Here is a 26,824-nt window from a genome sequence, read left to right as displayed (position 1 = left end):
CAACGAGGTCTTTATGAAGAAACCGGGTTTTTAGCCTCCCGTGCCTCCAGAACTGTATATTTCAGAGAGTTAAGATAAGTGATAAGTTATTGCGTTAAATTACTCCCTTCCCATTTCCCATTCCGTTTATGATGTGGAATTTTTTAAATCAGTTGTTATTCACCGGGAATTATATTCCTCAAGGCTACTGTTACCTTTGGCAGCCAGAGCTAGTCGCGCTCCACATAGTGTCAGACTCTATCATTGCCCTGGCTTACTATTCAATACCTTTCTCGCTAATTTATTATTTTATATTTCAGCGAAAAGACTTGCCCTTTCGCAATATCTTTTGGCTGTTTGCAGCCTTTATTATCTCCGGCGGCACTACTCATATCATGGAAGTTTGGACGCTTTGGCATCCTGTTTATTGGGTTTATGGCATTCTAAAAATTATTACCGCCGCCATTTCTGGTTACACCGCTTTTGCATTAATTCCTTTCGTTCCCCAAGCATTAACTCTCCTGAGTCCAACTCAATTAGGGATGATCGATTCAATACTGCAAAAAGAAATAATAGAACGCCGAGAAACGGAAGCTCGCTATCAAACTTTAACAGAAGCTTCGCCGGTAGGAATATTTTATACAGATGCTGGAGGAGACTGCTTGTATGTCAACGAGCGCTGGTGTCAAATTTCGGGAATTAGCTGCGATGAAGCTTTGGGCAAAGGGTGGTTGCAAGGCATTCATCCAGACGACCGCGATCGGGTTTTTTCTGAATGGTATAGCGCCGCGCAGGAGAAATTGCCCTTTAAATCTGAGTACCGCTTTCAAGGTATTAATCACCCTCAAATCAGTTGGGTATTCGGTCAATCTGTCGGTCAAATCGGAGAAAATGGGGATGTTAAAAGTTATGTGTGTACTATTACTGATATTACAGAACGCAAGCAGGTAGAAGAGGAAAATCGACGGCTCAATGAAACTCTGGAGCATCGAGTTGCTGAGCGCACTGCTCAAATCGAAATTTCTAACCACCAATTGCAAAAAGAAATAGCTTACCGCGAAAAAATTGCTCTTACTTTGTTGGAATTGACGCAACTGCAAAATGCAATTCTTAATAGCGCTAACTACACAATTATTTCTACAGAACCCGACGGTACAATTAAAACATTTAATCGGGCGGCAGAGAAACTTTTAGGTTATTCGCTAGAAGAAGTGGTGGGAAAAGTCACGCTAGCAATAATTCACGATCCTCTGGAGATAGCTAAAAGAGCTGAAGTTCTTTCTCATGAATTGGGAGTGAAAATAGAGCCGGGAATTGAAGTATTTTTTGCTTTGCCGTGCCGGGAAATCGCTGACGAAAATGAATGGACTTACATTCGCAAAGATGGTTCGCGGTTTCCGGTACTGTTGTCGGTGACTGCCTTATTTGATAGTAGCGGAAATATTAACGGTTTTTTGGGTATCGGTCAGGATATTAGCGATCGCAAACAAGCTGAAAAAGAGCTGCGCGACCTCACTAATGCCATGCAAAATGCGGTGGAAGGCATTTCGCGGCTGGATATTGAGGGACGCTACGTGAAGGTTAACCGAGCTTACGCTCATAAATGCGGTTACGAACCGGAACAAATGCTTGGCATGGAATGGCAGCTCACCGTACATCCGGGCGATGTTGAGATGATGCTCTCAGCTTATCAGGAAATGGTCATTTCTGGCAAAGTAGAAGTAGAAGCTAGAGGGGTCCGCAAAAATGGCTCGTTTTTTTACAAGCAAGTAACAATGGTAAAAGCTTGGGACGAACAAGGAATATTTAACGGCAACCACTGTTTTATGAAAGATATCACCGAGCGCAAACTAACTGAAACAGCTTTGCAGGAAAGTGAATTCAAGTACAGACAAATAGTTGAATTGGCAGAAGAAGGCATTTGGGTAATTGATAGTAATGGTCTCACGACTTACGTGAACCACGCAATGGCGCGAATGCTCGGGTATAATGAATTAGAAATGTTCGGGCGATCGCTTTTTGATTTCATGGACCAAGCGGAAGAACCACAAGCTATTGATAATGTCGAGCGACGCAAACAAGGTATTCGTGAACAACACGAATTTAAATTCAAAAGCAAGGATGGCAAAGATATTTGGACTGATATGTCTACCAGTCCAGTCAGGGACTCCCAGGGTAATCTGCTGTCTTGTTGCGCCTTGGTTTACAATATTACAAGCCGCAAAGAAGCAGAGCAGCAAATGCTGCAACTTACAGAAGATTTGAAGCGTTCCAACGAGGAATTAGAACAATTTGCTTATGTGGCTTCCCACGATTTGCAAGAACCGCTCCGAGCCGTTACGAGTTACACTCAATTGCTTGCCCAGCGCTATCAAGGAAATTTGGACGATCGCGCAGATAAGTATATTCATTATATTGTCGATGGCGCCACCAGAATGCAGCAGTTAATTAACGATTTGTTGGCGTATTCGCGCCTGGGAACGAGGGGTCAGGAGTTTGAGCAGGCGGACTGCAACGCTGTGGTTAAGCAAACTATGTGCAATTTGCAAATTGCGATCGCCGAAACAAAAGCTGTAATCACCTGCGACGCGATGCCAACCGTGATGGCGGATGAATTTCAACTGGTGCAATTATTCCAAAATTTGGTCGCCAACAGCATCAAATTTTGTCGCCAAGATATCCCGTTGATTCATATCGCTGCCCGTAGGCAAGAGAGCGAATGGGTGTTCAGTGTCCGCGATAACGGCATTGGCATTGATCCGCAGTATGCCGATCGCATTTTTATCATTTTTGCGCGCCTGCACTCCCGCCGCCAATATTCCGGTACTGGCATAGGTTTGGCGATGTGCAAGCGCATTGTTGAACGCCACGGCGGTCGGATCTGGGTGGAATCTCAGGAGGGAAAAGGAGCGACTTTTTACTTCACTATTCCTATAATTAGTACCTGAAGCCTCAAAATTCAATTTTGTTTTTATACTCAAAGGGATACGCCGGTTATGAGCGATCGAAGCACTGTTAGACCTATAGAGATTTTGCTGATTGAGGATTCTCCCAGCGATGCCGATTTGGCAATAGAAGTCCTCAGTCAGGGTAAAATATTGAATAACTTGCATTTTGTGGAGGATGGAGTCGAAGCAATCAAGTTTTTGCGCCGAAAAGAACCTTATCTCAGGGTACCTCGTCCCGATTTGATTTTGCTCGATTTGCATCTGCCGAAAAAAAGCGGTATTGAAGTGCTAGAAGAAATTAAAACTGACCCAAAGTTAAAATTAATTCCTGTAGTGATTCTCAGCACTTCAGCAGCGCCCGAAGATATTTTTAAGTCATACTCCCTCCACGCCAACTGTTACATAACAAAACCTGTAGACTTCGTTGAATTTACTAAAGTAGTCAGGTTAATTGAGGAATTCTGGCTGGCAGTCGTCAAACTTCCTCTAAATTAAACGAACAGATGCTTTGCTTATGAATGCTCTAAAAATTTTTAACCTATGGAAATTCTGCTGGTGGATGATTTGCTCAGCGAGGCTGAATGGGGTTTATAAAAGCTGGCGCCCAGTCAATTTTTAACAAGTTGCAAATAGTAGAAAATATGGTACAAGCAAGAGTTTATTGAATAAAGCAGGCTTTTCGCTTCGCCTTCTCGGTCTAATTTAATTCTGCTTAACTTGATTTTGCCTAAAAAAAAGGTTAAAAATATTGATATAAATCAACTCAACACTTAAGTTAAAAATGATTCCGGTGGTAATTATGACAAGCAAATTTATTGATGGTACCCGCCACGTGATTTATCCGTGGAATCAATCCAAAATCTAAAATCTAAAATCCTCAAGCCCCCCAATTTATCCGTGGGGTCAATCCAAAATCTAAAATCTAAAATCTAAAATCGAATGACAACCTCAGCAGCCGATCAAGAGATGCTCAAGTCTTATGCCCTGTCAGCCCGGTGCTACATCACTGAGCCTATCGATTTTAGTCAAGTTGCTAAGCTGGTGAGATGGATTGAGGATTGGTGGCTGGTGGTGGTGACAGTTCCCAAATAATAATTTTCAAGTTGAAAATGGTAAGGGAAAGGAAAAAAGTTTAACCTAAGATTGATAGAGTAAAATTTTTATAGTCAAAAACGTCTAAGCTATGTGGATTAAGATTCTGTTAGTAGAAGACAATCCTGCTGATGCTGATTTGCTTGCAGAACTGTTAGAAGTATCTGTCGGCGTCGAGTGGGAACTGGTGTCTGTTGAGTTCCTGCATGAAGCGAGCGCACAACTGTGTAAACAACCCTTTGATGTCGTTTTGCTCGACCTTTCTTTGCCCGACAGCCGCGGTTTGGAAACGCTAACTCGCCTGCGAGAAGTTGCTCCTGATGTGCCAATGGTGGTAATGACAGGCTTGGATGATGAGGCGATCGCCCTCGAATCAGTTCGCTTGGGAGCTCAAGACTATATTGTTAAAGGTCAAATTACTACTCAATTATTAGTGCGGACGATCCGCTATGCGATCGAACGTTCTCAAACATTTCAAATGCTGCGGGAAAGCGAGCGCCGCTTTCGGGCGATTTTTGACTCGTCGTTTCAGCTAACCAAGCTGCTGACTCCCGAAGGAATTGTGCTGGAAGTCAACGAGACAGCCCTCGATTTTGCCGGATTGCGATCGGAGGGTATTGTGGGCCGCCCGATTTGGGAAATGGCGATTTGGGCCCAGTCGCCACAGGTTTCCGAACAATTGCAATGCGCGATCGGCAAAGCAAGTCGCGGCGAGTTTTTCCGCAGCGAAATCGACTTGTTAGGCAAAAGTGGTCAAATCATGACAGTTGATTTCTCACTGAAACCTGTTAAAAATGAGACAGGAAAAATTTTGCTGCTGATAGCGGAAGCCCGTGACATTAGCGATCGCAAACGAGCAGAAGCGGAAATTCTCAAAGCCCTCGCACGAGAAAAGGAACTTTCAGAACTGCGAGCTAAATTTGTCACAATGGTTTCCCACGAGTTCCGCACACCTTTGACAACCATCCAATTTTCCGCTGGATTGCTGCAAGATTACAGTTCTCAGTGGACTCAAGATAAAAAATCTACTCATTTTGTGCGGATTCAATTAGCAATTAAACGCATGACAGAGTTATTAGAAGATATCCTCGTAATTGGCAAAATCGAAGCCAATACCTTGCAGTTTCAACCGATTTCCTTAAACCTCGAAAAATTTTGCCGTCAACTGGTAGAAGAGCAGCAGCTCAACGACAGCAACCAACACCCGATCGCCTTTCAATATGAAGGTGGCAACTGCGAGGCTCAAATGGATGAAAAACTGTTGCAGCAAATTTTGGGAAATGTCCTCTCAAATGCCATCAAATATTCCCCCGTAGGCAGTCCAGTTTCTTTGCATCTCAACTGTCAAAACAACGAAGCTGTATTCCAAGTTCAAGACCAGGGCATCGGCATTCCCCAAGCCGATCGAGAGCGGATATTAGAAACTTTTTACCGCTCTCCAAATGTCGGCACTATTTCGGGAACAGGTCTCGGTTTAGCAATTGTGAAGAGGGCTGTGGAACTTCACGGCGGTCAACTTGCGATCGAGAGTCAAGAAGGAAAAGGCACAACTTTCACTATTACCTTGCCTTTAATTTGTACTCCTCGTCAATAACAAATGAATTATCAACTATACATATCCGTAATTTAACGATTAATTAAGCCCCTAACAAACAAACTTATCAAGTATCTGAACCCAGATTTTTCCCACAAACTACTAACTCAAAGGAGCTATCACCATGGCTAAGATTTTGGTAATAGAAGACGAAGAAGCGATTAGAGAGAATATTTTAGAGTTGCTGGAAGCCGAGAATTTTGAAGGAATAGGAGCGATTAACGGCAAAGTCGGCATCAAATTGGCGATCGAACAAATCCCTGATTTAATTTTGTGCGACATGATGATGCCGGAAGTAGACGGTCACGGCGTCCTCAAAGCTTTGCGTTCGGAACCCTTGACTGCCACAATTCCGTTTATTTTCCTCACAGCAAAAGCCGATAAAGTTGACATTCGCACGGGCATGGAACTGGGAGCTGACGATTACATTACTAAGCCATGTACGCCGCAAGAACTGCTAAAAGCCATTGCTATTAGACTTGAAAAACAAAAAACAATTAGCCGACAATCTCAAAAGACGCTAGACGAATTACGCACTAATATTAGTATGTCGCTGCCCCACGAATTGCGGACTCCTTTGAATGCAATTCTGGGTTTCTCTGAGCTAATTTTGTCAGAATATCAGGTCTTAGAGGAAGCAGATATCTTAGAGATGATTGGTCAAATTCAAACTTCTGGTCATCGCTTGTATCGACTCATTCAGAACTTTTTGCTGTATGCAGAACTGGAGATAGCAGCTACAAATCCCGAACTGTTAAAGGAGATGCGAAACAGCGAATTTAGCTGTGTAAAATCTTTGCTGAGTCAAAAAGCGCGCCAGCAAGCAAAACACGCGAATAGAACAGACGATTTACAATTAAACTTGCAAGATTCGTCGGTTGCTATTGATTCTGTCAGACTAGCAAAAATTGTTGAAGAACTCTTGGATAATGCCTTCAAATTTTCTTTAGAAGGAACGCCTGTTTTATTAAGCACTTTCGTCGAAAATCAGACTTTTATTCTGTCTGTCAAAGACCAAGGCCGTGGCATGACTACCGATCAGATTGCACAGCTAGAAGCTTACAGGCAGTTCGATCGCAAACTTTACCAACAAGCAGGTTTGGGATTGGGCCTGGCGATTGTTCAACGCCTTGTAGAATTGCACGGAGGAGAATTTAAAATAGAAAGTTTGCCGCAGCAAGAAACCATAGTTTCCGTTTCCCTGCCTGTCTAAACAATGATTATACCAGTTTCCCAAAAGAATACAACTGTAGGCCAACTCCCAACCCTTATGGCATAAGTCATTCCCTATTCTCAAATCTAAACTCTCAAATGGTATTATGCAGGAGCGATCGCTCCTTTCAGACACCGCTGCAGATAAATTTGAGCTACCTTATCATTAGGGTTGATTTCCAAGCAGGCCGAAAACCATCTTTTAGCTTCGACACACTTGTCACTATTGTAGAGTACCAAAGCTTGCTCAAAGATTGTCTTTGTCTCTAACTTTTTCTGTCGTAACTCTGGCGGATCGGCCGCAAATACTTCATAAACTGTTACCATTCGCGATTTGCCTTTAACTGCTACGCGATCGATCAACCTAAAATCATAAATATCGTTCAACTGTATAAAAGTATGGTGAGTAATTAACATGGAAACTCCATACTCTTTTGTCAAATTTTCCACACGAGAGGCTAAGTTTACCGCATCGCTAATCACGGTGCTATCCATCCGACTTTGGCCGCCAACCGTGCCTAACATCAAAGAACCCGTATTGATTCCTATGCCAATTTTCAGCGGCGGGCGATCGGGTCGATTGCGACTAATATTATACTCATTAAGCTCTTCTAGCATAGCAATTCCAGCTTTCACAGCATCATCCGCACTGCCATCAAACAGCGCCATAATCGCATCGCCCATGTATTTATCAATAAAACCAAAATTATTAGTAATTGCCGGTTCCATTCGCGACAAATAACCATTGATAAATTGAAAATTCTCTTCGGGATTCATCCTCTCTGAAAGAGAAGTAAAATCGCGGATATCTGAAAACAGCACCGACATTTCTTTCTGTACCTGATCGCCTAATTTGACTTCCAGAATACTTTCATATCCCAGAAAGTGGAGAAATTCGTGCGGCACAAACCGCCCGTAAGCATCTGTTAAATTTTCTTCTGCTGCTAAAGCTTTTTGTAACTCGTCTGTGAATTGGCGGCGTTCGGTTTCTACCTCTAGACGTTCCGTGATGTCTTGAAAAGCGGCGATCGCGTAAACTATGTTTTTCCGTTCGTCGTAGATTGGAGTCGCCCAAACCTCGATCGGCACAATCCGATCCGACCCATGAACTTCTAGATCGTCCATACGCACAAATTCTCCCCGCAACGCCCGAACAATCGGTTGGCTATCCCTCGGATACAATTGATTAGTTGCAGCGTCGTAAAAATGATAAGCTTCAGGAAATTGGTCAGTACCCCCATCAAAAATTAAACCTTGGGCTAGTATCCTTTCCCCCCAAGAATTCATGTAAAAAGGTTTCCCCTTACCATCGACAACAAATATTCCCACTGGCATCGCTTCCAGGAATTGAGTCAATCGACTTTCGTTTTCTGACAGTGCCTCATTTAACTTTTCTTCGGCTGCCAAAGCTTTTTCTAAATCATTAGTAAACCTGATTCGTTCTACTTCTACCTGTCTTTGCAAACTAATATCCTTAGCAAAACCCTGATAGTAAAGCACTTCACCGTTAGCATCATAAACGGTGCGCGCATACTCAGAAATCCAGATGATGCTGCCATCTCGACAGTAAACCTGAGACTCAAACTCACACAGAGTACCATGCTGTTTCATCAGCGCCAGAAACTCTTGACGGCGGTTCGGTTCCACGTACAATTGCTGCTGAATATCATTAATACTTTCTATCAATTCTGATGCGGAATCGTAGCCGTAAATTTCCGCCAGAGCAGGATTCGCACTGATAAAATGTCCGTCCGGAGTCGTCTGAAAAATACCTTCTAGAGCATTTTCAAATATCCCGCGATACTTCTCTTCAGCTTGAATTAACGCCGCTTCAGCTTCCTTGCGTTCAGTTATGTCACTAAAAGCAATAATCGCATAGGAAATGTCGCCTGTAGAATCATAAATTGGAGTTGCCCAACTCTCTACAGGAGTAATCTTATTAGCTGTACGAATTTCTACACCCTCAGTCCGCACATTTTCGCCCCTAAGTGCCCGCATAATTGGCAATTCTTCCACGGGGCATCTCTGATTAGTCCCTGTTTTATAGAATTGATAAATTGCTGCTTTTTGCTCTGAATTAATATGCGGCACAGTGCCTTTGCCAAATACATCCCGCGCTTTCTGATTAGCGTAGAAAGATTGCCCGTTTGCATCAAGTACACACACGCCCAATGGCATAGCTTCTAGATATTGCGTCAAGCGACTTTCGTTTTCATGGAGTTTGGCAATCAGCATTGCCTGCTTGCGGTTTAATTTTACCAACTCCTGATTCATTTCCTGAAGTTCTCTTTGTTTTTCCGCTAATTGTTTCTCTTGAAAATATTTATATATGGCCTCAGTAACAGTTAATTTTAAGTCATCACATTGCCAAGGTTTAGGTATATACCGGTACAATTTAGCATAGTTAATAGCATTGGCTACCGCATCCAAATCTGCCTGCCCCGTCAGCATGATCTTAAGACAGTTCGGCGAGATAGCATGAACGCTCCTTAATAGTTCGTCTCCTTTCATACTAGGCATAATATGATCCGAAATAACCAAAGGAACTTCATACTGTTCTGCTAAAAGTTCTGACAGTAGCTCTAAAGCTTCTTCCCCACTTTGAGCCGTTTCAATTAAATATTTATCTTCAAAGGCTTTTAGCAGGTCTATTTCCAGACTATCGAGTATAGTCTGCTCATCATCGACACAAATAATCACTGGTTTTTTCATAAATTTGCTAGACCAGACTTAATCGCTTCAATTAATTCTTGATTTTGCCAAGGTTTTTCTATGAAAGCATGAAGATTTGCTTGAGTTTTTGTGCGCTCTATTGCTTCTTGGTCTGCTTGTCCTGTCAGCATCACTGTCACAATTTGCGGATATTTTTGATGAATTTTAATCAGCAACTCATCTCCTTTCATTCCGGGCATCAACCAATCAGAGACAATTACTAAAATGTTAACCTCAGCTTCACATAGCTCTTCAATAATTTCCAGGGCTTCGGCAGCACTTTCAGCAAATTCGCAAAGATATTTACCGTTAAATGCCTGTTGCAGTTCAATTTCCAGACTTTCCAACACTCCTACTTCATCGTCCACACACAAAATTGCTGATTTAGACATCGCTAGTTTCCTTCTTTAGTGTGGCAGGGTGAACCCCCATGGGCAGTACACCATTTTCCAAATTCTACATTCTGCGCGGGTAGACTGCAAATTTTCGCCCCCGACTTCAGTCTCCGGCGCTTTACCTACTCAGTTAAATTAATCGGCAAAGACACGGTAAATGCTGTTTTACCGGGCATCGACTCCACATCAATTTTACCCTGATGTTTTTCCATTATTTTTTTGACAATATCCAGCCCCAACCCGCTGCCTTCTCCCGCAGGTTTGGTAGTAAAAAAAGGCTCAAAAATTTTCGGAATAATCTCTGGTTGCATCCCTTTACCGCTGTCACTAATTTTTACCAAGACGCTGGTATCTTGTTGTACCGCGTCAATTGTTAAAGTTCCTTGATTGTCCATCGCTTGTAAGGCATTGTGAATTAAATTTGTCCAAACTTGATTGAGTTCGTCGGGATAACACAGTACCACAGGCAATTGATCTTGATAGTTTCTGACAACTTCCACACCCTGCTTGATTTGGTTTTGATAAAGAGTTAATACAGTTTCAAGTCCATCCGTAATATTCACTTGTATTTTTTCCCCATTTACATCGTAACGCGCATAATTTTTCAGGGCAAAGACGACTTTTGCAGCGCGTTCAGTAGCGGTAGCGATGGTTCGGGCGCTTCTGTGAATGCTAGCAAAGTCGTAGGCTGTTTTGATAATATTTTCGCTGTCAGGATCTTTGAGCAACGACAAGAATTCTTGCAGATTTCCTTGCAATCCGATATTGACTAAAATGCTAGCAAGGCTGTCATAATTGTCAATGCCTTCCGACTCTAGTTGCTGCTTCACGTCTTTTTTCAATACCCGTTTTTCTCTAGTAGATAAAGAGTAATTTTGTTGACTAGAACTGTACATCAAACGCAAGAAATCTTGCTGGCGTTCTGCTGACAGTTCTTTAAAAAAAACTGGCAACCTTTCTAGATTGTTATCCAAAAAGCTGGTAATATTTCCAATAGACGACCGAATCGCCCCCAACGGCGTATTAATTTCGTGAGCAATGCCCGCAATCAGTTGCCCTAATGCCGCCATTTTTTCCGATTGCACTAATTGATTCTGAGTAGCTTGCAGTTGGTCTAAAGTAACTGTAAGTTCATTGTTTTTCTGTTGAAGTTTTTTTCGCAATTGGCATATTGCTAAATGGGTTTCTACCCTCACTAGAACCTCTTCCACCTGAAAGGGCTTGGTAATATAATCTACCCCGCCCACAGCAAAGGCTTTGACCTTATCAAGTACGTCATTAATCGCGCTAATAAAAATCACCGGGATGTCGCAAGTTCGTTCATCAGCTTTGATTTTTTCGCACACTTCATATCCATTCATTTCGGGCATCATAATATCCAGCAAAATCAAATCGGGAGGCATACCTTTTGCCGCCGAAAGCGCTAACTCGCCGCTAGGTACTGGGCGCACTTTATAACCCTTGCTGTTCAAAATTCCGGCTAGCAGCCGCAAATTAGCTGGGGTGTCATCAACTACTAAAATATTACCGCGATCGGTGCTAGGAATGTCGTTATTCATGTGATATTGCTTGAGATATTAACTTTAAAACTTTGTCGTACTCAAAATTTTCCATACAATTTGCGATCGCACCTGCCGTTACTGCATCCTTTAATCGAATTTGCTCTATCAAGGTATCAATTAAATCCATATCTGCATTCAGTATTGCTAGCTTTAAATCAGCTACCAGTGAATCAGGCAATTTTACGAAATCAGCCACACTCATTGCGCGATCGCCCTCTTTGATTGCGGATAAATCAGTTTGCTCCGGCTCTTCATAAATATAGCGCACTCCGATATGTTTGTGCATCGCATCAAAGATATCGGCTTCCCGGAATGGCTTCCTCATAAAAGCATCGCAGCCCGCCGATAAAATAACTGCCCGTTCTTCCTCCAAAACGCTCGCTGTCAGCGCAATAATAGCAGTAGCTTGACCTTTAATAGTACCTTTAATGTATTGCGTAGCTTCGTAGCCGTCCATCACAGGCATTCTCATGTCCATCCAAATTAGATTCGGTCCCCAACTATCCCAAATCTCAATAGCTTCTTGACCGTTAGTAGCTTCTTTTAGTTCCAAACCTAGAGGAGAGAGGATTTTAATTAACAGTTGGCGGTTGAGCTGTTTATCGTCTACTATCAAAATTCGATAGGTGTGTTGGTTGGGAACCAGGGCTATAACATTTCGGCTCGATTTTTGGCTTTCAATATCAGCCGCATCGACCGCAATAACTTGAATGTCGAACTTAAAATTAGTTCCCTTACCAACAGCAGAACAGACGCTCATTTCGCCGCCCATTAATTCCACAAATTTGCGACTGATGGGCAATCCCAAGCCAGTACCTTCTTGCGAATCTTTGCCTGTCTTGGTTTGCACGAAAGGTTCAAAAAGATCGTCTAATTCATTGGTAGCAATACCGGGACCAGTATCCTCGACTTCAAAATGAAGGAAGAAGGAAAAGGTAGAAGCTGCATCGTCATTTGGGGTTGCAATGATCTGGTTGTTGGACGGACTGACTTGAGATATTTTAACACCATTAATGGCGGAACTTTCTGTATTTTTTGATACTTCAGACTGCTCAAAGTTTCCCCCTTCTGTCTGCTGATTTTTGCCGAATGACTGCTTGCCAACTCTGACCGCTACACCGCCCTCATCGGTAAACTTAAGAGAGTTATTGAGCAGATTAATTAAGATTTGCCGCAACTTTAAATCATCAGTTTCTATGTATTGTGGCACATCGGGACTGCGGTCAAAAACCAACTGCAAGTGCTTGTCATCTGCTTTGAGTTGAAACATATCTTCCAAGTCGTTTAGCAGGCGATAGAGGTCGAATTTTTGGGGATTGAGGGTGGTACGCCCCGATTCAATTTTAGATAAATCCAGCACGTTATTAATCAGGGTAAGGAGGTGTTCTCCGCTGCTGCTAATTATGCTAATATTTTCTTGATGCTCTGGGGATAGAGTTTGGCTGCGAGTCATCAGTTGGGAAAAGCCGAGAATTGCATTGAGAGGCGATCGCAATTCGTGGCTCATGTTAGCAAGAAAGGTGCTTTTAGCTTGATTTGCTACTTCCGCTTTGTCTTTAGCTACAGCCAATTCTCCCGTCCGCTCTTGCACTCGCTGTTCTAAAGTTTCAAAAGATTGTTGCAGTTGTTGAGCCATGCTGTTAAATGACTTGGCTAATTCCCCCAATTCGTCGGAGCGTTCGCTTTCTACTGTTTTGTCCCATTCACCTTTAGCAATATTTTTGGCTGCTGTATTTAAGCTCAAAATAGGATTTGTCACCCACTGAGAAGTCAGAATGCCAATCACCACAGCTACTCCTAAAGCTGCGAAACAAAGCAAAACCGCTGTGCGGGTATTGGCATCGATTTCTTTGGTGAAATCTGCTTCGGGAACAACTACGACAATCACCCAGTCTAAACCTTTGCCGTCTTGGAACAGCAAGACTTTTAAAAATTGTCGCTTGTCATCTATTTCAAAGCTCAATAACTCGGATTTTTTAATTTGGTCTAATTTTTTAAAATTTGCAGTCAAATATTTAGCTGTCGCTTGAGTAAAAGGGTTGCTGCTTTCTTCTACTTTAAACAATTGTCTTTTATTACCTTTAGTGCGAAACGGTTTTTCTGTTGTGGAAGTTGCTAACAAAGTACCCTGGCGATCTATAATAAATGTTTGACCTGATTTGCCCACTTTGAGACTGTTGAGAAATCTTCCCAAATGGTCGAGACGCAAGGCAGTAAATAAGACTCCTTCTAGCTGATTTTCGTCGCTGTATACGGGTTGGATAGCGCTGATAAGTAATGTTGGTTCTAGTAAGGAAACAAAAACCGAACTCCAAGTTGGTTTGCCGATTTTAACGGCTTTTTGGTACGCAGGATGTTGCAGATTATCATAGTTTTTGGCAATCGTGGTAACTGTAGTGCGATCGCCTCGCTCGTTTGTATTGTAAGAATTAAAATTTAACCCAGTAGATGTTTCTATCACATTAATCATTCGGGAGCCGTTAGAAAGTTGTTGACCGGCTCTATAATCTCCCTTATTGTTGCCAACCGAGGTAAAATTGATATATGGATATAATTGTACTTGCCGCCAAAGATATTTCTCCCAAGCTGATAAATTATCCATCTTTAACAAGCCGAGCTTGACAGCATCCAGCTTGGTTTGATTGATTTGATGGGGAGTTGTCAGGTAAACTTGCAGGTTTTGCTCGACACGCAAACTGACCTCGCTCATTAACTGACTGGCAAGGTTATTAACTGCTTTTTGTCCGTTTCTAAAAGACAGATATCCTACGAGGCCCACGGTTCCCACGATTTGCAATACAAATGGAACTATGAGAACAGTTCGCAGCGGTAATTGGTCTAAAATTTTAGAAACCATAAGATTGAGGGGTTTGGTGAACTTAGTCTACAACCGTCTTTGCAGAACCTGTCTTAACAGCAGCACCATTTATTTACTGCCGCTTAGCTAGGGGGAATTGATGCGAGCTATTTTAGCTGTGGTAGATGCTCGACCCCGATCGAATGTGAACCTAATGTTTGCTCGATTAAAGTCTATTATTTTACCCATTGTCGTATTATTGTTACCATTTAGCTAAAAGTTGCAGTCTCTAGCTGCCAGAACAGCCTGATATTCGATCGCACGGGCGAGTTTAACCCGCATGGGTCAAGCGGTTTGGAGGCCGGCCAGGAAATTTGCGATCGGCACTCGCCATTTTCGGCAAGACGTGTTATGATGTAAAAAGTCGAGGGCACGTAGCTCAGTGGATAGAGCATCAGGTTCCGGTCCTGAGGGTCGGGGGTTCAAATCCCTCCGTGCTCACTTTCTATGTCTTTTGCGGAGTAAGGGTTTCAGGTTAATCATATTACCGATCGTCGTATTTTCCGCTCAAATTTCGCTCCTGTCGGTTCCTAGTATCTCCAAAACCACCTCCATATCTGCCAAGTTTGCGCCGGACTTTTTGCGTCTGGTCTTCAACTGGTTGAGCAAGTCGGCTGGCTCTGGAAATTCTGGGACGGTCGGAGCCGAGTTTTCCAATCGCTCCGTGCTCATTTAAATTTATAGAATGACTGATTTTGAGAGACCGGGGATAAATTTTTATCCTCGGTCTCAATTGTTGTGATTTAAGCGTCAGTGTCAAAAATCGAATCGCCACTGTACTCGCATATCGCGGACTGATTCCGCCCCTGTTCCTTAGCACGGTACAGTGAACGATCGGCGATCGCAATTAAGTCAACCGATGATAGTTCCGAAATCGGAATCAAGTTGGCGATACCCATACTAATAGTAACTACATCGCTCACATCAGAGGTTTTGTGAGGAATATGTAAAGCTTGAATAGCAGCGTGAATCCGTTGGGCCACCGAACTCGCTCCTTCAAGATCAGTATTAGGCAAAATGATGGCAAATTCTTCTCCGCCGTAACGCGCCACCAAATCCGCTGGACGGTACACCACCTCTTGCACAGTCTGAGCAAGTTTGAACAGACAATCATCCCCCATTTGATGACCGTAGCAATCATTATAACGTTTGAAATAATCCACATCAAACAACAAAAGAGAAATAGGTTTTTGTTCCCGGTATAGCCGCTGCCATTCATGCTCTAAGCGGTCATTAAAACAGCGGCGATTAGCAATTTGAGTCAACCCATCAATATTTACCACTTGTTCTAAGAGGTGAGTAGCGCGGGCTAGTTCTTCGTTAGAGAGTGCCAGTTGTTGATTAATTTCTCTCATGCGCGCTTGGGCCTGCTGCCTTTCTGCCAATTCCTTCTGCAACTTCTGAAAAATATCCGCTTGTTTAATGGCGATCGCTAACTGATTAGCAATCTGTTTAACAAGGTCAACTTCAAATTCTTCCCATTGCCGAGGAGCAGAACATTGATGAATACATAACAACCCCCACAAATCTTGTCCATTGAGCAACGGCGCAACTAAATTAGCCCGAACCGGAAATTGTTTCCAAAGAGCGCGGCAACAGTGTTGAAGGTCAATCTTATTGATATCTTCAACTACCTGCATTCTCCATTCTTTATATGAATCAGGACCTTGTTCACCACCACACGGGTCGTTAAATTGATTTCGGCTTACCAATTTACATCCTTCGCCTACGGATTCTGAAACAAACTCACCATATCCAAATTTACTGTCAGGCTCGAACTTAAATATGCCAACACGCTCGGCATCAAGAAACAGGCGAATCTCCTGCGAAGCAATCTCAAAAATTGTAGACAAATCAAGAGATTGACGGATGTGTTGAGTAATCTCTTGAAGTAATATCGCTTTGTCGTACTGTTGCCGCAGAGCAATTTCCGCTTGCTTTTGGGCGAGAATAGCTGCCTCTGCTGCTTTTTTTGCTTTAATAATTTCACCTTCGTATAGGATACGCTGGCGAATACAGATCAAGATGCAATTGTTGACGAAGCTTCCCCCCTTCTCCCGACGCACAGCGTTGATCAGCATAGGTATATCACTACCCTGCTTTGACCTTAATGAGAAGTAAATTTCCTCTACTTTACCGTCGAGCTTCAACAGGGGGAAGAAATGGGTTTGAAAAAAAATCCGGCTGGCCATTGGCAGAATGGAGTCCATTTTCCGTTCCCGCAGTTCATCGGTTTCGTATCCGAGTAATTGCAGTAATGTGGCGTTGACCATTACGATCGTACCATCGTCAGCAAACGAGAGGAATCCACAGGGTGACGTGTTGAGTAGCTCGTCTATCTGGTAGGTCATGTTTGCCATACAAATCAGGTAGTATGAGGTGCACTCAAATACTCCTTAATCATGTCGATCGTCTCTTGTGGATGACTCAGGTGCGGGCAATGTCCCGTAGCTTTCATCAGCCGTAGCCTACTTTTAGGCAGGTGGCGCTGAAGGTAATGCCCTACCTCGGTGGGAGCAATCACGTCATCAGCGCATTGCAATATCAGTGAAGGTACTGATACCTTGGGTAAATCACTGCGATTGTCAGAGTAAAAAGTTACCTCCGCAAAGCGACTTGCAATCACCGGATCAGTGGAGCAAAAACTTGTCTCAAGTTCCTCACTTAACTCAGGACGGTCCTGATTCTGCATCACCATTGGCGCCAGAAAGCTTGCCCAACCAATGTAATTTTTATCCATGATATCGAGAAGATCCTCAATATCTTTGCGCTCAAACCCTCCGTAATAATTTGGTAAATCATTGATGTAGCAGGGTGAAGGCCCTACGAAAATCAGGCGATTAAAGTAATTAGGAGCTTGAATTGAGGACAGAAGGCCGATCATACTGCTGACCGAATGACCGACAAAAATCACATCCGTCAACGCCAATTCTTTACAAATATCGAGGACATCCTGAACATAGCCATTGAGGTCGCTGTACCGTTCATAACTGTAGGCACTAATATCAGACTGTCCCGAACCTACATAATCAAATAGGATGATTTTGTAGTCCTTCTCGAAAGCCGGTGTTACGAAACGCCACATATTTTGATCGCACCCAAATCCATGAGCAAACATCATCGTCTGGGTGCCTTGTCCAAACACTTTTATATTATTCCGTAAGAAAATTTTTTTAGTCATTTGATCGACACGAGCATTAAATTAATTATAAGACTTTGGCGCGCTTTCATGAAGGAGGATTGATGATCCCACATAGTGGTGGACAACAATTCAGGATATCGGATTAATTGAATTGCAAACTCAGCAATAGCCGTCTTCCTCAACATATAATGCAGCCCAATTTCCTAGGCGCTAGCTTGTAACTATTCCCATTGCGCTGGGGTTTCCATTCCTTCGGCAATTGTGCTCGATTTAAGCCATCTGGGATTACAACTATGGGTTTGTGAATTCCTCGCTCGCTCGGAAGGCTGGCTAAATCGTGGACAAGTGAGGGATCAATTTTGAGCGACTTCATCAGAAAATTTTTCAGCTTGTTAAAAGCAGCATAGTCAGGCCCACCATCATCCACAAAAATCCCAATACCACGCTTTGATAATTGGCTCAAAACATTGTATGTAATGTCAAAATTAAGCATCATTGTCGTTTCGGTAATCTCTAGCCCTAGATATTTCGGCTTCATCGGGGTGCGCTCAAGGATGCGATCGCTCTTAGCGATTAAAGTCGGTTGGCTGAGTTGACGTGCCGACAGATTCACCGCGATATTAGGCAGAATTAGTCCTGCTGCTAGCCACTGCTGATATTGCCAGCAAGCTTGCTCTAAAATCCATTTGCTCTTCGGGCCAAATCAATCCTGTTTTTTCGGCGATGGCAATACATCGATGGCGATGAATCCAACCTAGTTCAGGAGAATACACTCCTACTATAACTTTAACACCAGCAAGGCTACCTGTTTGCCAATCGAGCTGAGGTTGATCATACAGCAAGTATTGGCTTTCCCAGCACAATTAAAGAGATTTGCGATCGCCAGGGTATTGGATTTTGCCCAAGGTATTGTTGCTGTGTAAAAACTATAGGTATTGGGTTCTAGAGGCAATAAAAGCTTCTATTTCCGCAATTAAGAACCTGTAAAACATTGTCGCGGTTGCTATAAATATTCACCAACTCCTCAAATTAAAAAAGTTGGGTTTCCTAGCTCAACCCAACCTACTTTTAACAACGATGAATTACTGCTAACTCTCAAATATCCTCATCGTCTTGACCTTGCACACCCTGGAGAATCCGCGATAGCTCACTCTTCTCATTAATCGTAATCCGAGTCGGAGAACCGCTGATAATCCGTTCGTAACCACGGAACGAATCTTTAATTTGTGGGCCTCTTTCAGTAATTGTGTATTCCCGAATTCCTTTGTCATGCCACGAACCACGCATCTTAAACACATTAATTGCCCGCGACATTTCTCCTCGAATCTCTACATACTGCAGCATAATAATCGTGTCAGTAATTGTAGAAATATGGGAGTCCGTAATCGAATTAGAACCCATAAACTGGTCGCTTGTATTCGTAAAAAAGCCAGTTATTTCTTCCTGCTTCGCAAAACCTGTCACTCCGATCACAAATTGCCTGAAAGCATTATTGCTGACACCCCTAGCTAAGGCCGACAGCGAGTCTATAGCAATTCGAGAAGGTTTGAACTCAGCAATTTCTGATTTAATAGTCTGCAAGTGGTCTTCCAAACCGGCAGATTCCGGGTAAGTACACAGCAGCTTCAGCATTCCTTTCTGTTCCATTTCCTCAAAATCAATGCCCCAAGAATAAGCATTGCGGAACAACTGAGCCCGCGACTCTTCATAGGCAAACAGCAGCGCCCGATTGCCGTTCATACAAGCATTCTGCAAGAACTTGCTCACCAACAGCGTTTTGCCGGTTCCCGTTGCACCCGTAGCCAAAATAATCGAGTCTTTGAAGAAACCGCCACCGCACATCTCGTCGAGAGTTTTATCGCCTGAAGAAACCCGCACGTTGGAAGACTTTTGAGTTAATCGCATCGCCCCCAATGGGAAAATATTAATTCCGTCATTAGTCATAGTAAAAGGATATTCGCCCTTCATGTGAGTTGTACCGCGCAACTTCAAAATTTCGATGGTGCGGCGGCGGCGTTCTCCTTCCAATACGTTGCGAACAATCACCACATTATCCGACACAAACTCTTCCACTCCAAACCGAGCCACCGGGCCGTATTCTTCCACCCGTTCCGTCGTCATAACTGTAGTTGCTCCGACTTGTTTGAGGCGCGCCACTAAGCGAAAAATTTCTCGGCGCACCACCGATGCAGCGTCGTACTGCTGAAATACGGCGGTAACAGAATCTATTGAAACCCGCTTGGCTTTGTACTTACGAATGGCGTACTGAATTCGCTCGATTAAGGCTGATAAATCAAAATTTCCTACGATATCTTGACCTTCTGGATCGGGGGAAGCGTCCAAAATAAATAGCTTGCCTTCCTCGATTAACTGTGCTAGATCCCAACCGAAACTGCAAGCATTTTTAATAATATCTGTCGGAGATTCTTCAAAAGTTACGAACACTCCAGCTTCGTCAAAATGGGTAATTCCATTATAGAGAAATTGTACGGCAAATAAAGTTTTTCCCGTTCCTGATGTGCCGCTGACTAGGGTGGTTCTGCCGAGCGGCATTCCGCCGTGACTGATGTCATCGAAACCCTCAATCATCGTGCGAATTTTTTCAACTCCTGCCGTTACCAATCCTTCTCGTTTAACCGTTTGACTAATTTCATTCATGTCGATTTTTGTCAACTCTCAGTATTCTTTAGTTGTCACTCATTAACCGCCGATCATGAGTCTTTGTACCCAGCTTTTAGTTTTGGCTCTTGCTCAATAACTAATGACTGCTGACTGGTGACTAATAACCCCGCTCAAAAACCGATACCGTGCCACGTACTTCTGTCGTGGAAAGATGAAAATTTTAGACTTTTGTTCAACCTCCCAGGTTCATCTGTTGAGTAAATCTAAAACCTAAAATCGTTCGACTAAGCGCGAGTCGATGCTTCGACGCTCGCGCTCGCCGAACGTTTCACGCCCAACCGAAGTCTCAAATCTAAAATCGACAGACTCTCACTTGATTATCTTATGAATTGAGGTCTTCTTCGCGAAGTTCTTCATAGAGCAAATCTAATCCTATCAGAACTTTCTCACGATCGGACAAATCGCCAATAATTTTTCGCACCGGCGGCGGCAGGATTTTTGCCAGCGTCGGGGTTGCCAATATTTTGTCCTCTTCTGCTAGCTGAGGATTTTTGAGAACATCTATGACTTTCAGCGCGTAGACGCCTTGAAATTCTTGTTCTAGGATGTCCTTTAGGGTTTTCAAAGCTCGCACTGAGTTGGGAGTATTCCCCGCAACGTACAGCTTCAGAACGTAGGTTTTCTTCAGAGGACTCATGAACTTTTTTAAATGTTGAGTATTAGTTGTCAGATGTTAGTTGTAGTTGTTATTTGTCTTAAATCCGCTGTTCTTTGTTATTTTATAATAATTTCCGCCTCGCCCTCGCGCGGCCGTTGGTCGGCTCCTTTCTTTTTTGTTAGATTCTACCTTCTACCTTTTCTTTCTTAAATTATGCCGAATCCCTTCTACATTCTACCTTGAGAGGTTTCTTTCGGAATCGATCGCCGATACATCTCGCACATATGAGCGATCGCGTCAATCAGGGTCAAGCGGTAATCGAGCAATATTTCCTCGCTGCGCCCTTCTATTTTTAGCTGTTTAGCAAACTCGTCCATCAATTCCATGTGAATTTCTACAATTTGAGTCACGGGAACGTCAGCAAAAAAAGCCAAATTCACAAATTCATCTATTTGATTGTTGACCGCAGCATCTTGAGAAAAATAATTCAAAACGATGTCGCGATAACTTGACTTGAGTTGCTCCAAAAACTTTTGCTTCTCGGTTGCCGACAGATTTCTCAAAAAAATCTGGGAATTTCTTTTATAATACACACCTAAGTATCCTAATCGCTCCCGTAATTTTTCCGCCAGCCGCCGCTGCTGTCGGCTGAGCAAACTTTGAGCAGTCAATTGGGCTGTCGCATCGACCGTTACGGATTGGTAATTGACAGGAACCGGAGTTGAAAGCTTCAGAAATTGTGCGATCGCCCGATCGATACCGTCAGCTATTTCGCTTGATCGAGCGATTGCCAGTTGCACCTCAGCAGGGTGATAAAAAAAAGCACAGCTTTCGTCTTGACTCTTGTTGGCGGTACTGGCTGCGGCCTCAAAACCATTTGAATATGCTGCTTCGGGCCTGCAATCTTGCGAGTGAGGCGAAAAAATAACAGCAGGCAAAAAGATCGATCGTTCTTGCAGCTTGCCCAGAAGCGATCGCAGATCCCCATCCACCTCCAAAACCAAACAATCAAGGTGATAATTGTGCTTAAGGAACCCCAAAAGCTCCACTGCCGACTTCATGTGCGTTAAAGCATAGCGTTCGCCTCTCAAAAGCTCGATCGCAGAGGCTGTTATTTCCTCAGCTCGGACAAAAATACCGATAGAAAGTTGAGGAAGCAAAGCTGTAGGTGCACCACCTAAGTTACCTGAAAGTGCTGGATCGCTCAGAGTTGATATCTCCTTTACAAAAAACTTAACATTTTAATAATCATCTCAACATTTATTTTAACCAATCTTAACCGCAAAATAAGTCATGCGCTTCTACCAGAGGAAGAATCAAAGTGTACTTCGTGGTTTGTGTGTCAAGCACCCTGAGCGTGATTTCTGCAATTAAGCTTAAGCCTTAAAATAATTGCTAGTCGCCTCAAATCAGGCGTAGGCATCGAACTCCCCGGTCTCGGTGCAGATACCGAGCCTGATAGCGAACTGATATAAAACTAATAAGATACAGAAATTCGCAGCTACATTGAGCATCAAAAATATTACTGCTCTCGCGAGCAGACTCTCAGGTTTGTTATGCCACTCACCACCCCCAGTCTCAAAAATTTTATCGAGCCAGTGCCCCTGTGCCTCCAAACGGGTGCGCTAGAATCGCTGCAGTCAATTTTCAGCTCCTGCAACTGCGATCGAGTTGCAGTAGTCAACGAACAGCTACAGCCGCTGGGATTAGTGTACCTCCGCAGCCTTTGGGTTTGGGGAGCCGATCGCACAAACGACGGGCAGCAACCTTTGTCAGAAAGCTCGATCGCGATCGAACCAGTCAGGGCATTACCCGCCACTATGAGCGTCAGGGAATTCTGGCAGTACCTGCAAACAGAGGAACAGAACACCCCAACCCGGCCAAACCGCCAAACCGCCGGCATTTCCTCCAAAACTCCGATCGCCGTCACAGATGCCAGTGGTCAATTTTTAGGAATGCTAGACAGCCTGAGCCTGCTGCAATTCGCCGCACTCAACAGCAGCTCGCTCTGCAGCCTCACACAGCAGGAAACAGCCGTCAAAGAAATCGAATTCAAACCAATTTCCGAAGCCATCGCCACGGTCCTAGACGCTCAAGTGCGCTTTCTAGAAGCAGGATTGAAACCTTCGGAAAACCTGAACTCCCTAGTCGAACTACTGGAAAAACTGCCCCTGCCCCTGAGATTGCAAACCCCCACCGCACAAATAGTCAGCCAAAACGCAGCGTGGCGGATTTTGCTGGGAGCAGGCCCAGAACCAGTTCCAGAACCAGCAGCAAATTTGGGTAAACACTCGCCCCGTAAACCAAGCCATTTAACAAGCGAATACAAGAGCGTGCAGTTAGAGGGCATCACCACCGACTGCAGGAGCCTAGTAGGAGCAAGTAGATCGGGCGATTCCCTGCGGGATAGCTTCGCCGCGCGTGATTCAACCGCAGCCACCAGTTGCCCGCTGCCCCTGTACGCTGCCGCCTCCCCCTCAACATTAACCGCTCCAGCTTGGTGTCCTATGGCCGGCAAACCAGACACCTACATTTGCGAGTGCCCCGTACAAAAAGGTCAAGAACGGATCTGGCAATTTGTCAAACAGCCGCTCTCAGACAAGCTAATTTTAGTAATGGGACAAGATGTCACCGAAGAACATTTAGTCGCCAAAGAACTAGCAGCGAAAAACGCAGATTTAATCCACCTCAACCGACTCAAAGACGAATTTTTATCCTGCATCAGCCACGAACTAAAAACCCCGCTCACCGCCGTCCTCGGTTTGTCCAGCCTCCTCAAAGATAAATTGATCGGAGAACTAAACGATCGCCAAACACGCTACGCCAAACTAATCCATAAAAGCGGGCGGCATTTGATGACAATAGTTAACGATATATTAGACTTGACCCGGATGGAAACCGGGCAGCTAGAACTAATTCCCGAAGCAGTCGAAATAGAATCAACCTGCCAAAGAGCCTTTGAACAAGCAAAACAACTGCAACAGCAAGAAGAAAAAAAACCACCCGAACCAAGCAAAACTGACGGCACAGCAAACGCAGAACCCTCCGCCCAAATAGAATTTACACTCGAAATAGAACCGGGACTGAGCCAATTAATTGCCGACGAACTGCGACTGCGGCAAATGCTCGTCAACCTCCTTTCCAACGCCCTAAAATTCACCGAACTCGGCGGCAAAATCGGATTGAAAGTAAATGTCTGGGAAGGCTGGATCGCATTCAAAGTTTGGGACACTGGCATCGGCATCCCCGCCGACAAACAGCATCTGATCTTTCAGAAATTCCAACAGCTAGAAAGCCCCCTCACCCGCCGCTTTCAAGGAACCGGACTGGGACTGGTACTGACTCAACGCCTAGCTCGGCTCCACGGCGGGGACGTTTCGTTTATTTCCTCAGAAAACCAAGGCTCTCAATTTACCCTGCTGCTGCCACCAAATCCTCCGGGAAACAGCAGTGAAGAAGTCCCGGCATCGGGAGCCGTTGAGGAAGAATTATTACAACCGCAATATCCGACTCTGACCGCCAATTCTCGCTCTCGTTTAGTATTAATAGTCGAAGCAGTTCCCAAATATATCGAAGATTTAACCAACGTCCTTTCGGGTTTGGGCTACCAAGTAATAGTCGCCCGTTCCGGTACCGAAGCATTGGAAAAAGCCCGCAGGTTTAGTCCCGAAGCCATTTTCCTCAACCCGCTGCTGCCGCTGCTGTCGGGTTGGGACGTGCTGACGCTGCTCAAGAGTGACCCAGATACCCGATCAATTCCGGCGATCGTCACGGCCACCAGAGGGGAAAAAGAACGGGCTAGTGTCAACAGAGCCGAAGGCTTTTTGAGCTTGCCGGTGGAAGAACCCGCTTTGCGGCGGCTGCTGACCGACTTGATCGGCAAAAGTAATGCTAGTAGCGCCAAAGTGAGGAGTTCTTTAACCGTGTTGTGGCTCAGCCCGCAAAACAGTTCGTCTCAAGGTTCCACTTTACTGCTCAACCCCAACTACTGCCGGGTTTTAGAAGCAGACGACCTCGACCAAGCAGAACTCGTGGCCCGAATTTGGCGACCCGACGCGATCGTCTTGGACGGTACAAGTCAACTGCAAAACCCCTTAGCTTTTATCGAACAGTTAAGTCGGTCTCGAAATTTGGGTTCTCTCCCCTTGGTGACTTTAGACCCCCGAACTACCCAACTGGCAAATCAAGTCAAAGGATTGTCGGTATTTCCCTGTTTAGCCACTACCAGTCCCGACGACAGTGAAACTTCACCAACCGGGTTGGTGCCAAGTGCTTTGTGGCAAGTGATTCAAGTTGCTGCGGGCATGAGTTGGAAGCCCAGCATTTTATTTGCCGACATTTCGACTTTACCGGATTTGCACTCCTCTTCTGGGGGGAACCCGACGGAAGAATTGGAACATTGCGCTCGATCGACAAATGCCGAGATTCCCCTCCCCAATTCCCAGTTTTCTACTCCCAACTTTCAAGCTTTGATCCAGTACGTCCACACCGCAGGATTTCGAGGGTCGATCGCTCCCTGCTGGACAGAAGTTTTGCAGCAGTTGCAATATCAAAGCGTTGACTTAGTTTTGCTGTGTTTGCGAGATGCCCCCTCAGAATCAACCGCTATGCTGCAGGCGCTATCGAACTTGCGCCAAATGGCAGTAAAATTGCCAATTTTAGTCTGGGATTATCGGTCGGCTGTAAATTCGGAATCCGAGGCGATCGACTTTCTACTGCAAGAAGTATCTGCCAAAATTTTGCCTTCTTCCTTATCAGCAGCACAATTGTTAGACAAAATTCAACAGAGTTTATTAACTCATTCAAGTTCTTGAAAATGAATAATTTACCAGGTTTGTAGTGACGAATTAACTCGTTTCTCAACCCGTAAAAATCAACTATTACTTATGAGGAAAAACAGAAGTTGGCAACTCTTTAACTGTCAAGCGCGAAGCGTTATTTGTTAACTCAGTCAACTTTATAATAACTCATAATTTTGCCTATTTGTAGTGAGGTGATCAGTCGCCTATAAAAGAGTGAATAAAAACGACTACCCTGAGTGTAAATATAATTTGAGAAGTATTTAAATGAAAACCCAGAAGTGTTGCGAGTCAAGAAGCAATATCAAAACTCAAAAATATGAGTTATTATAGGCGATCGAGAAACCCTTATATTTTTTCTGGGGCTGTACAGTGCCTAATCGCATTCCTTTAATATCTCTGCTACTCGCACTCGGTTTGGGGGCAATGCCCGAGCCTGCTGCCGCACAGGCACTCCTGCCTTACACCCTGCAAATCGACTCAGCCCAACTCGAACAAACGGCCTTGAGCCTTGCAGAAGAAGCCGTCCAGCTAGCCAGACTGCAGCAGTACCAACTAGCGGTACCTAGAGCCGAACTCGCCACACAGTTAGCCCCCAAAAATGCTCAAACTTGGACTTTGTTAGGCAGCTTGTACCTTCAAGTCGAGCAGTTTGACAAAGGCATTGAAGCTTTGGGGCAAGCTCAATCTCTGTCACCAGAAAATCCATCAATTAAATTTGTCTTGGGAGAAGCTTACTTTCGGAAAGCGAACTACGAGAAAGCAGTAGAATATTTGCAAGCAGGATTAAAACTCAAACCAGACACTCCAGGTGCATTATTTGATTTAGGTAATGCTTTTTATAAGCTGAAGCGGTTTGATCAGGCGATCGCCCAATACGAAAAAGCCTTTGCTTTAGAAAAAAACCTGTGGCCTGCTGTCAACAATATCGGATTAGTCAAATACGAAATGGGAGATGTTGATAGCGCCATCAAACGCTGGCAAGAAGCGATCGTGATCGACGACAAAGCCGCCGAAGCAATGCTAGCTCTAGCAGTAGCATTCTACACCAAAGGTGACAAAGAAAAAGGCTTAGCGATGGGAGAAGCAGCTCTGAAACTCGACAAACGTTATGCTACCGTAGAATATCTCAAAGAAAACCTCTGGGGCGATCGTTTGATCGCAGATACCCAAAAGTTGCTAGCCACTCCTGAAATGAAAGCAGCACTGGCTAAAATTCAAGACGCCCCACCCCCTCCCCAAATGTAGTCAC

At 44.2% G+C, this 26,824-nt stretch carries 19 protein-coding genes and 1 tRNA gene; 8 read left to right on the top strand and 12 right to left on the bottom strand.

The features are described 5' to 3' along the window. The first annotated feature begins 128 nt into the window (after nt 1–128). From QUA34_RS16845 to QUA34_RS16825, 5 genes are all read left to right on the top strand, one after another. The gene (locus QUA34_RS16845; RefSeq protein WP_333388392.1) at nt 129–2,927 is read left to right on the top strand and encodes a PAS domain S-box protein; all 2,799 of its coding nucleotides are present in this window, start codon (nt 129–131) and stop codon (nt 2,925–2,927) included. 48 nt (nt 2,928–2,975) lie between these two features. After that, nucleotides 2,976–3,422, top strand: coding sequence for a response regulator (locus QUA34_RS16840; RefSeq protein WP_333081177.1), 447 nt, complete (start codon nt 2,976–2,978; stop codon nt 3,420–3,422). A gap of 444 nt (nt 3,423–3,866) precedes the next feature. Then, nucleotides 3,867–4,019, top strand: a complete 153-nt coding sequence (locus QUA34_RS16835) for a hypothetical protein (protein ID WP_333331497.1) — start codon at nt 3,867–3,869, stop codon at nt 4,017–4,019. A gap of 91 nt (nt 4,020–4,110) precedes the next feature. Further along, nucleotides 4,111–5,613, top strand: a complete 1,503-nt coding sequence (locus QUA34_RS16830; protein WP_333331500.1) for an ATP-binding protein — start codon at nt 4,111–4,113, stop codon at nt 5,611–5,613. Between the two features lie 124 nt (nt 5,614–5,737). Then, on the top strand, nt 5,738–6,826 hold the full coding sequence (locus QUA34_RS16825; protein WP_333331503.1) for a response regulator: 1,089 nt from the start codon (nt 5,738–5,740) through the stop codon (nt 6,824–6,826). A gap of 104 nt (nt 6,827–6,930) precedes the next feature. On the opposite strand, the gene QUA34_RS16820 is transcribed toward QUA34_RS16825, so the two are convergent. The 4 genes from QUA34_RS16820 to QUA34_RS16805 all read right to left on the bottom strand — a co-directional run bounded on the left by QUA34_RS16820 (nt 6,931) and on the right by QUA34_RS16805 (nt 14,351). After that, nucleotides 6,931–9,537: a PAS domain S-box protein gene (locus QUA34_RS16820; protein WP_333388388.1), complete on the bottom strand. Its 2,607-nt coding sequence runs from the start codon at nt 9,535–9,537 to the stop codon at nt 6,931–6,933. Continuing rightward, nucleotides 9,534–9,929, bottom strand: coding sequence for a response regulator (locus tag QUA34_RS16815; RefSeq protein WP_333084338.1), 396 nt, complete (start codon nt 9,927–9,929; stop codon nt 9,534–9,536). The genes QUA34_RS16820 and QUA34_RS16815 overlap by 4 nt, the downstream gene beginning before the upstream one ends. A gap of 125 nt (nt 9,930–10,054) precedes the next feature. Beyond that, nucleotides 10,055–11,491 carry a response regulator gene (locus QUA34_RS16810; protein WP_333388385.1) on the bottom strand — a complete coding sequence of 479 codons (1,437 nt, stop codon included), beginning with the start codon at nt 11,489–11,491 and terminating at the stop codon, nt 10,055–10,057. After that, entirely contained in the window at nt 11,484–14,351 is a 2,868-nt protein-coding gene (locus tag QUA34_RS16805) for an ATP-binding protein (protein WP_333388382.1), read from the bottom strand. Before QUA34_RS16805 ends, QUA34_RS16810 begins: the two co-directional genes overlap by 8 nt. Before the next feature lie 368 nt (nt 14,352–14,719). Here QUA34_RS16805 and QUA34_RS16800 point away from each other — a divergent pair. Further along, nucleotides 14,720–14,792 (top strand) — tRNA-Arg (locus tag QUA34_RS16800). A gap of 66 nt (nt 14,793–14,858) precedes the next feature. On the opposite strand, the gene QUA34_RS16795 is transcribed toward QUA34_RS16800, so the two are convergent. From QUA34_RS16795 to QUA34_RS16760, 8 genes are all read right to left on the bottom strand, one after another. Further along, entirely contained in the window at nt 14,859–15,023 is a 165-nt protein-coding gene (locus QUA34_RS16795; RefSeq protein ID WP_333331518.1) for a hypothetical protein, read from the bottom strand. A gap of 71 nt (nt 15,024–15,094) precedes the next feature. Then, the gene (locus QUA34_RS16790) at nt 15,095–16,711 is read right to left on the bottom strand and encodes a diguanylate cyclase domain-containing protein (protein WP_333388378.1); all 1,617 of its coding nucleotides are present in this window, start codon (nt 16,709–16,711) and stop codon (nt 15,095–15,097) included. 5 nt (nt 16,712–16,716) lie between these two features. Then, nucleotides 16,717–17,532, bottom strand: a complete 816-nt coding sequence (locus QUA34_RS16785; RefSeq protein WP_333388375.1) for an alpha/beta hydrolase — start codon at nt 17,530–17,532, stop codon at nt 16,717–16,719. Between the two features lie 139 nt (nt 17,533–17,671). Beyond that, a complete protein-coding gene (locus QUA34_RS16780) occupies nt 17,672–18,121 on the bottom strand; it encodes an EAL domain-containing protein (protein ID WP_333388449.1) in 450 nt (149 codons plus the stop codon). Beyond that, on the bottom strand, nt 18,114–18,335 hold the full coding sequence (locus QUA34_RS16775; RefSeq protein ID WP_333331526.1) for a hypothetical protein: 222 nt from the start codon (nt 18,333–18,335) through the stop codon (nt 18,114–18,116). The genes QUA34_RS16780 and QUA34_RS16775 overlap by 8 nt, the downstream gene beginning before the upstream one ends. Nucleotides 18,336–18,588: 253 nt before the next feature. Next, nucleotides 18,589–20,151, bottom strand: coding sequence for a circadian clock protein KaiC (kaiC, locus tag QUA34_RS16770; protein ID WP_333068315.1), 1,563 nt, complete (start codon nt 20,149–20,151; stop codon nt 18,589–18,591). A 346-nt stretch (nt 20,152–20,497) separates the two neighbouring features. Continuing rightward, nucleotides 20,498–20,812 (bottom strand): circadian clock protein KaiB, encoded by a 315-nt coding sequence (kaiB, locus tag QUA34_RS16765; RefSeq protein WP_006632119.1) that lies wholly within the window; start codon nt 20,810–20,812, stop codon nt 20,498–20,500. A gap of 188 nt (nt 20,813–21,000) precedes the next feature. Further along, a complete protein-coding gene (locus tag QUA34_RS16760; RefSeq protein WP_333388371.1) occupies nt 21,001–21,933 on the bottom strand; it encodes a circadian clock protein KaiA in 933 nt (310 codons plus the stop codon). A gap of 396 nt (nt 21,934–22,329) precedes the next feature. Between QUA34_RS16760 and QUA34_RS16755 the strand changes: the two genes are divergently transcribed. Together QUA34_RS16755 and QUA34_RS16750 are read left to right on the top strand one after the other, a co-directional pair. Then, entirely contained in the window at nt 22,330–25,587 is a 3,258-nt protein-coding gene (locus tag QUA34_RS16755; protein WP_333388368.1) for an ATP-binding protein, read from the top strand. 357 nt (nt 25,588–25,944) lie between these two features. Continuing rightward, the gene (locus tag QUA34_RS16750) at nt 25,945–26,820 is read left to right on the top strand and encodes a tetratricopeptide repeat protein (protein WP_333388365.1); all 876 of its coding nucleotides are present in this window, start codon (nt 25,945–25,947) and stop codon (nt 26,818–26,820) included. Nucleotides 26,821–26,824 lie beyond the last annotated feature (4 nt).

The sequence above is a fragment of the Microcoleus sp. POL10_C6 genome (assembly GCF_036701585.1).
Taxonomy (GTDB): Bacteria; Cyanobacteriota; Cyanobacteriia; order Cyanobacteriales; family Microcoleaceae; genus Microcoleus.
This window is presented reverse-complemented; position numbering and strand designations above follow the sequence as displayed.

Excerpts from the sequence above, each read along its gene's own strand:
- QUA34_RS16790 (WP_333388378.1), bottom strand. The coding sequence starts at position 16,711 with ATGGCAAACATGACCTACCAGATAGACGAGCTACTCAACACGTCACCC.
- kaiB (WP_006632119.1), bottom strand. The coding sequence starts at position 20,812 with ATGAGTCCTCTGAAGAAAACCTACGTTCTGAAGCTGTACGTTGCGGGG.
- QUA34_RS16845 (WP_333388392.1), top strand. The coding sequence starts at position 129 with ATGATGTGGAATTTTTTAAATCAGTTGTTATTCACCGGGAATTATATT.
- QUA34_RS16840 (WP_333081177.1), top strand. The coding sequence starts at position 2,976 with ATGAGCGATCGAAGCACTGTTAGACCTATAGAGATTTTGCTGATTGAG.
- QUA34_RS16815 (WP_333084338.1), bottom strand. The coding sequence starts at position 9,929 with ATGTCTAAATCAGCAATTTTGTGTGTGGACGATGAAGTAGGAGTGTTG.
- QUA34_RS16830 (WP_333331500.1), top strand. The coding sequence starts at position 4,111 with ATGTGGATTAAGATTCTGTTAGTAGAAGACAATCCTGCTGATGCTGAT.
- QUA34_RS16755 (WP_333388368.1), top strand. The coding sequence starts at position 22,330 with ATGCCACTCACCACCCCCAGTCTCAAAAATTTTATCGAGCCAGTGCCC.
- QUA34_RS16825 (WP_333331503.1), top strand. The coding sequence starts at position 5,738 with ATGGCTAAGATTTTGGTAATAGAAGACGAAGAAGCGATTAGAGAGAAT.
- QUA34_RS16835 (WP_333331497.1), top strand. The coding sequence starts at position 3,867 with ATGACAACCTCAGCAGCCGATCAAGAGATGCTCAAGTCTTATGCCCTG.
- QUA34_RS16785 (WP_333388375.1), bottom strand. The coding sequence starts at position 17,532 with ATGACTAAAAAAATTTTCTTACGGAATAATATAAAAGTGTTTGGACAA.
- QUA34_RS16805 (WP_333388382.1), bottom strand. The coding sequence starts at position 14,351 with ATGGTTTCTAAAATTTTAGACCAATTACCGCTGCGAACTGTTCTCATA.
- QUA34_RS16820 (WP_333388388.1), bottom strand. The coding sequence starts at position 9,537 with ATGAAAAAACCAGTGATTATTTGTGTCGATGATGAGCAGACTATACTC.
- kaiC (WP_333068315.1), bottom strand. The coding sequence starts at position 20,151 with ATGAATGAAATTAGTCAAACGGTTAAACGAGAAGGATTGGTAACGGCA.
- QUA34_RS16795 (WP_333331518.1), bottom strand. The coding sequence starts at position 15,023 with ATGAGCACGGAGCGATTGGAAAACTCGGCTCCGACCGTCCCAGAATTT.
- QUA34_RS16810 (WP_333388385.1), bottom strand. The coding sequence starts at position 11,491 with ATGAATAACGACATTCCTAGCACCGATCGCGGTAATATTTTAGTAGTT.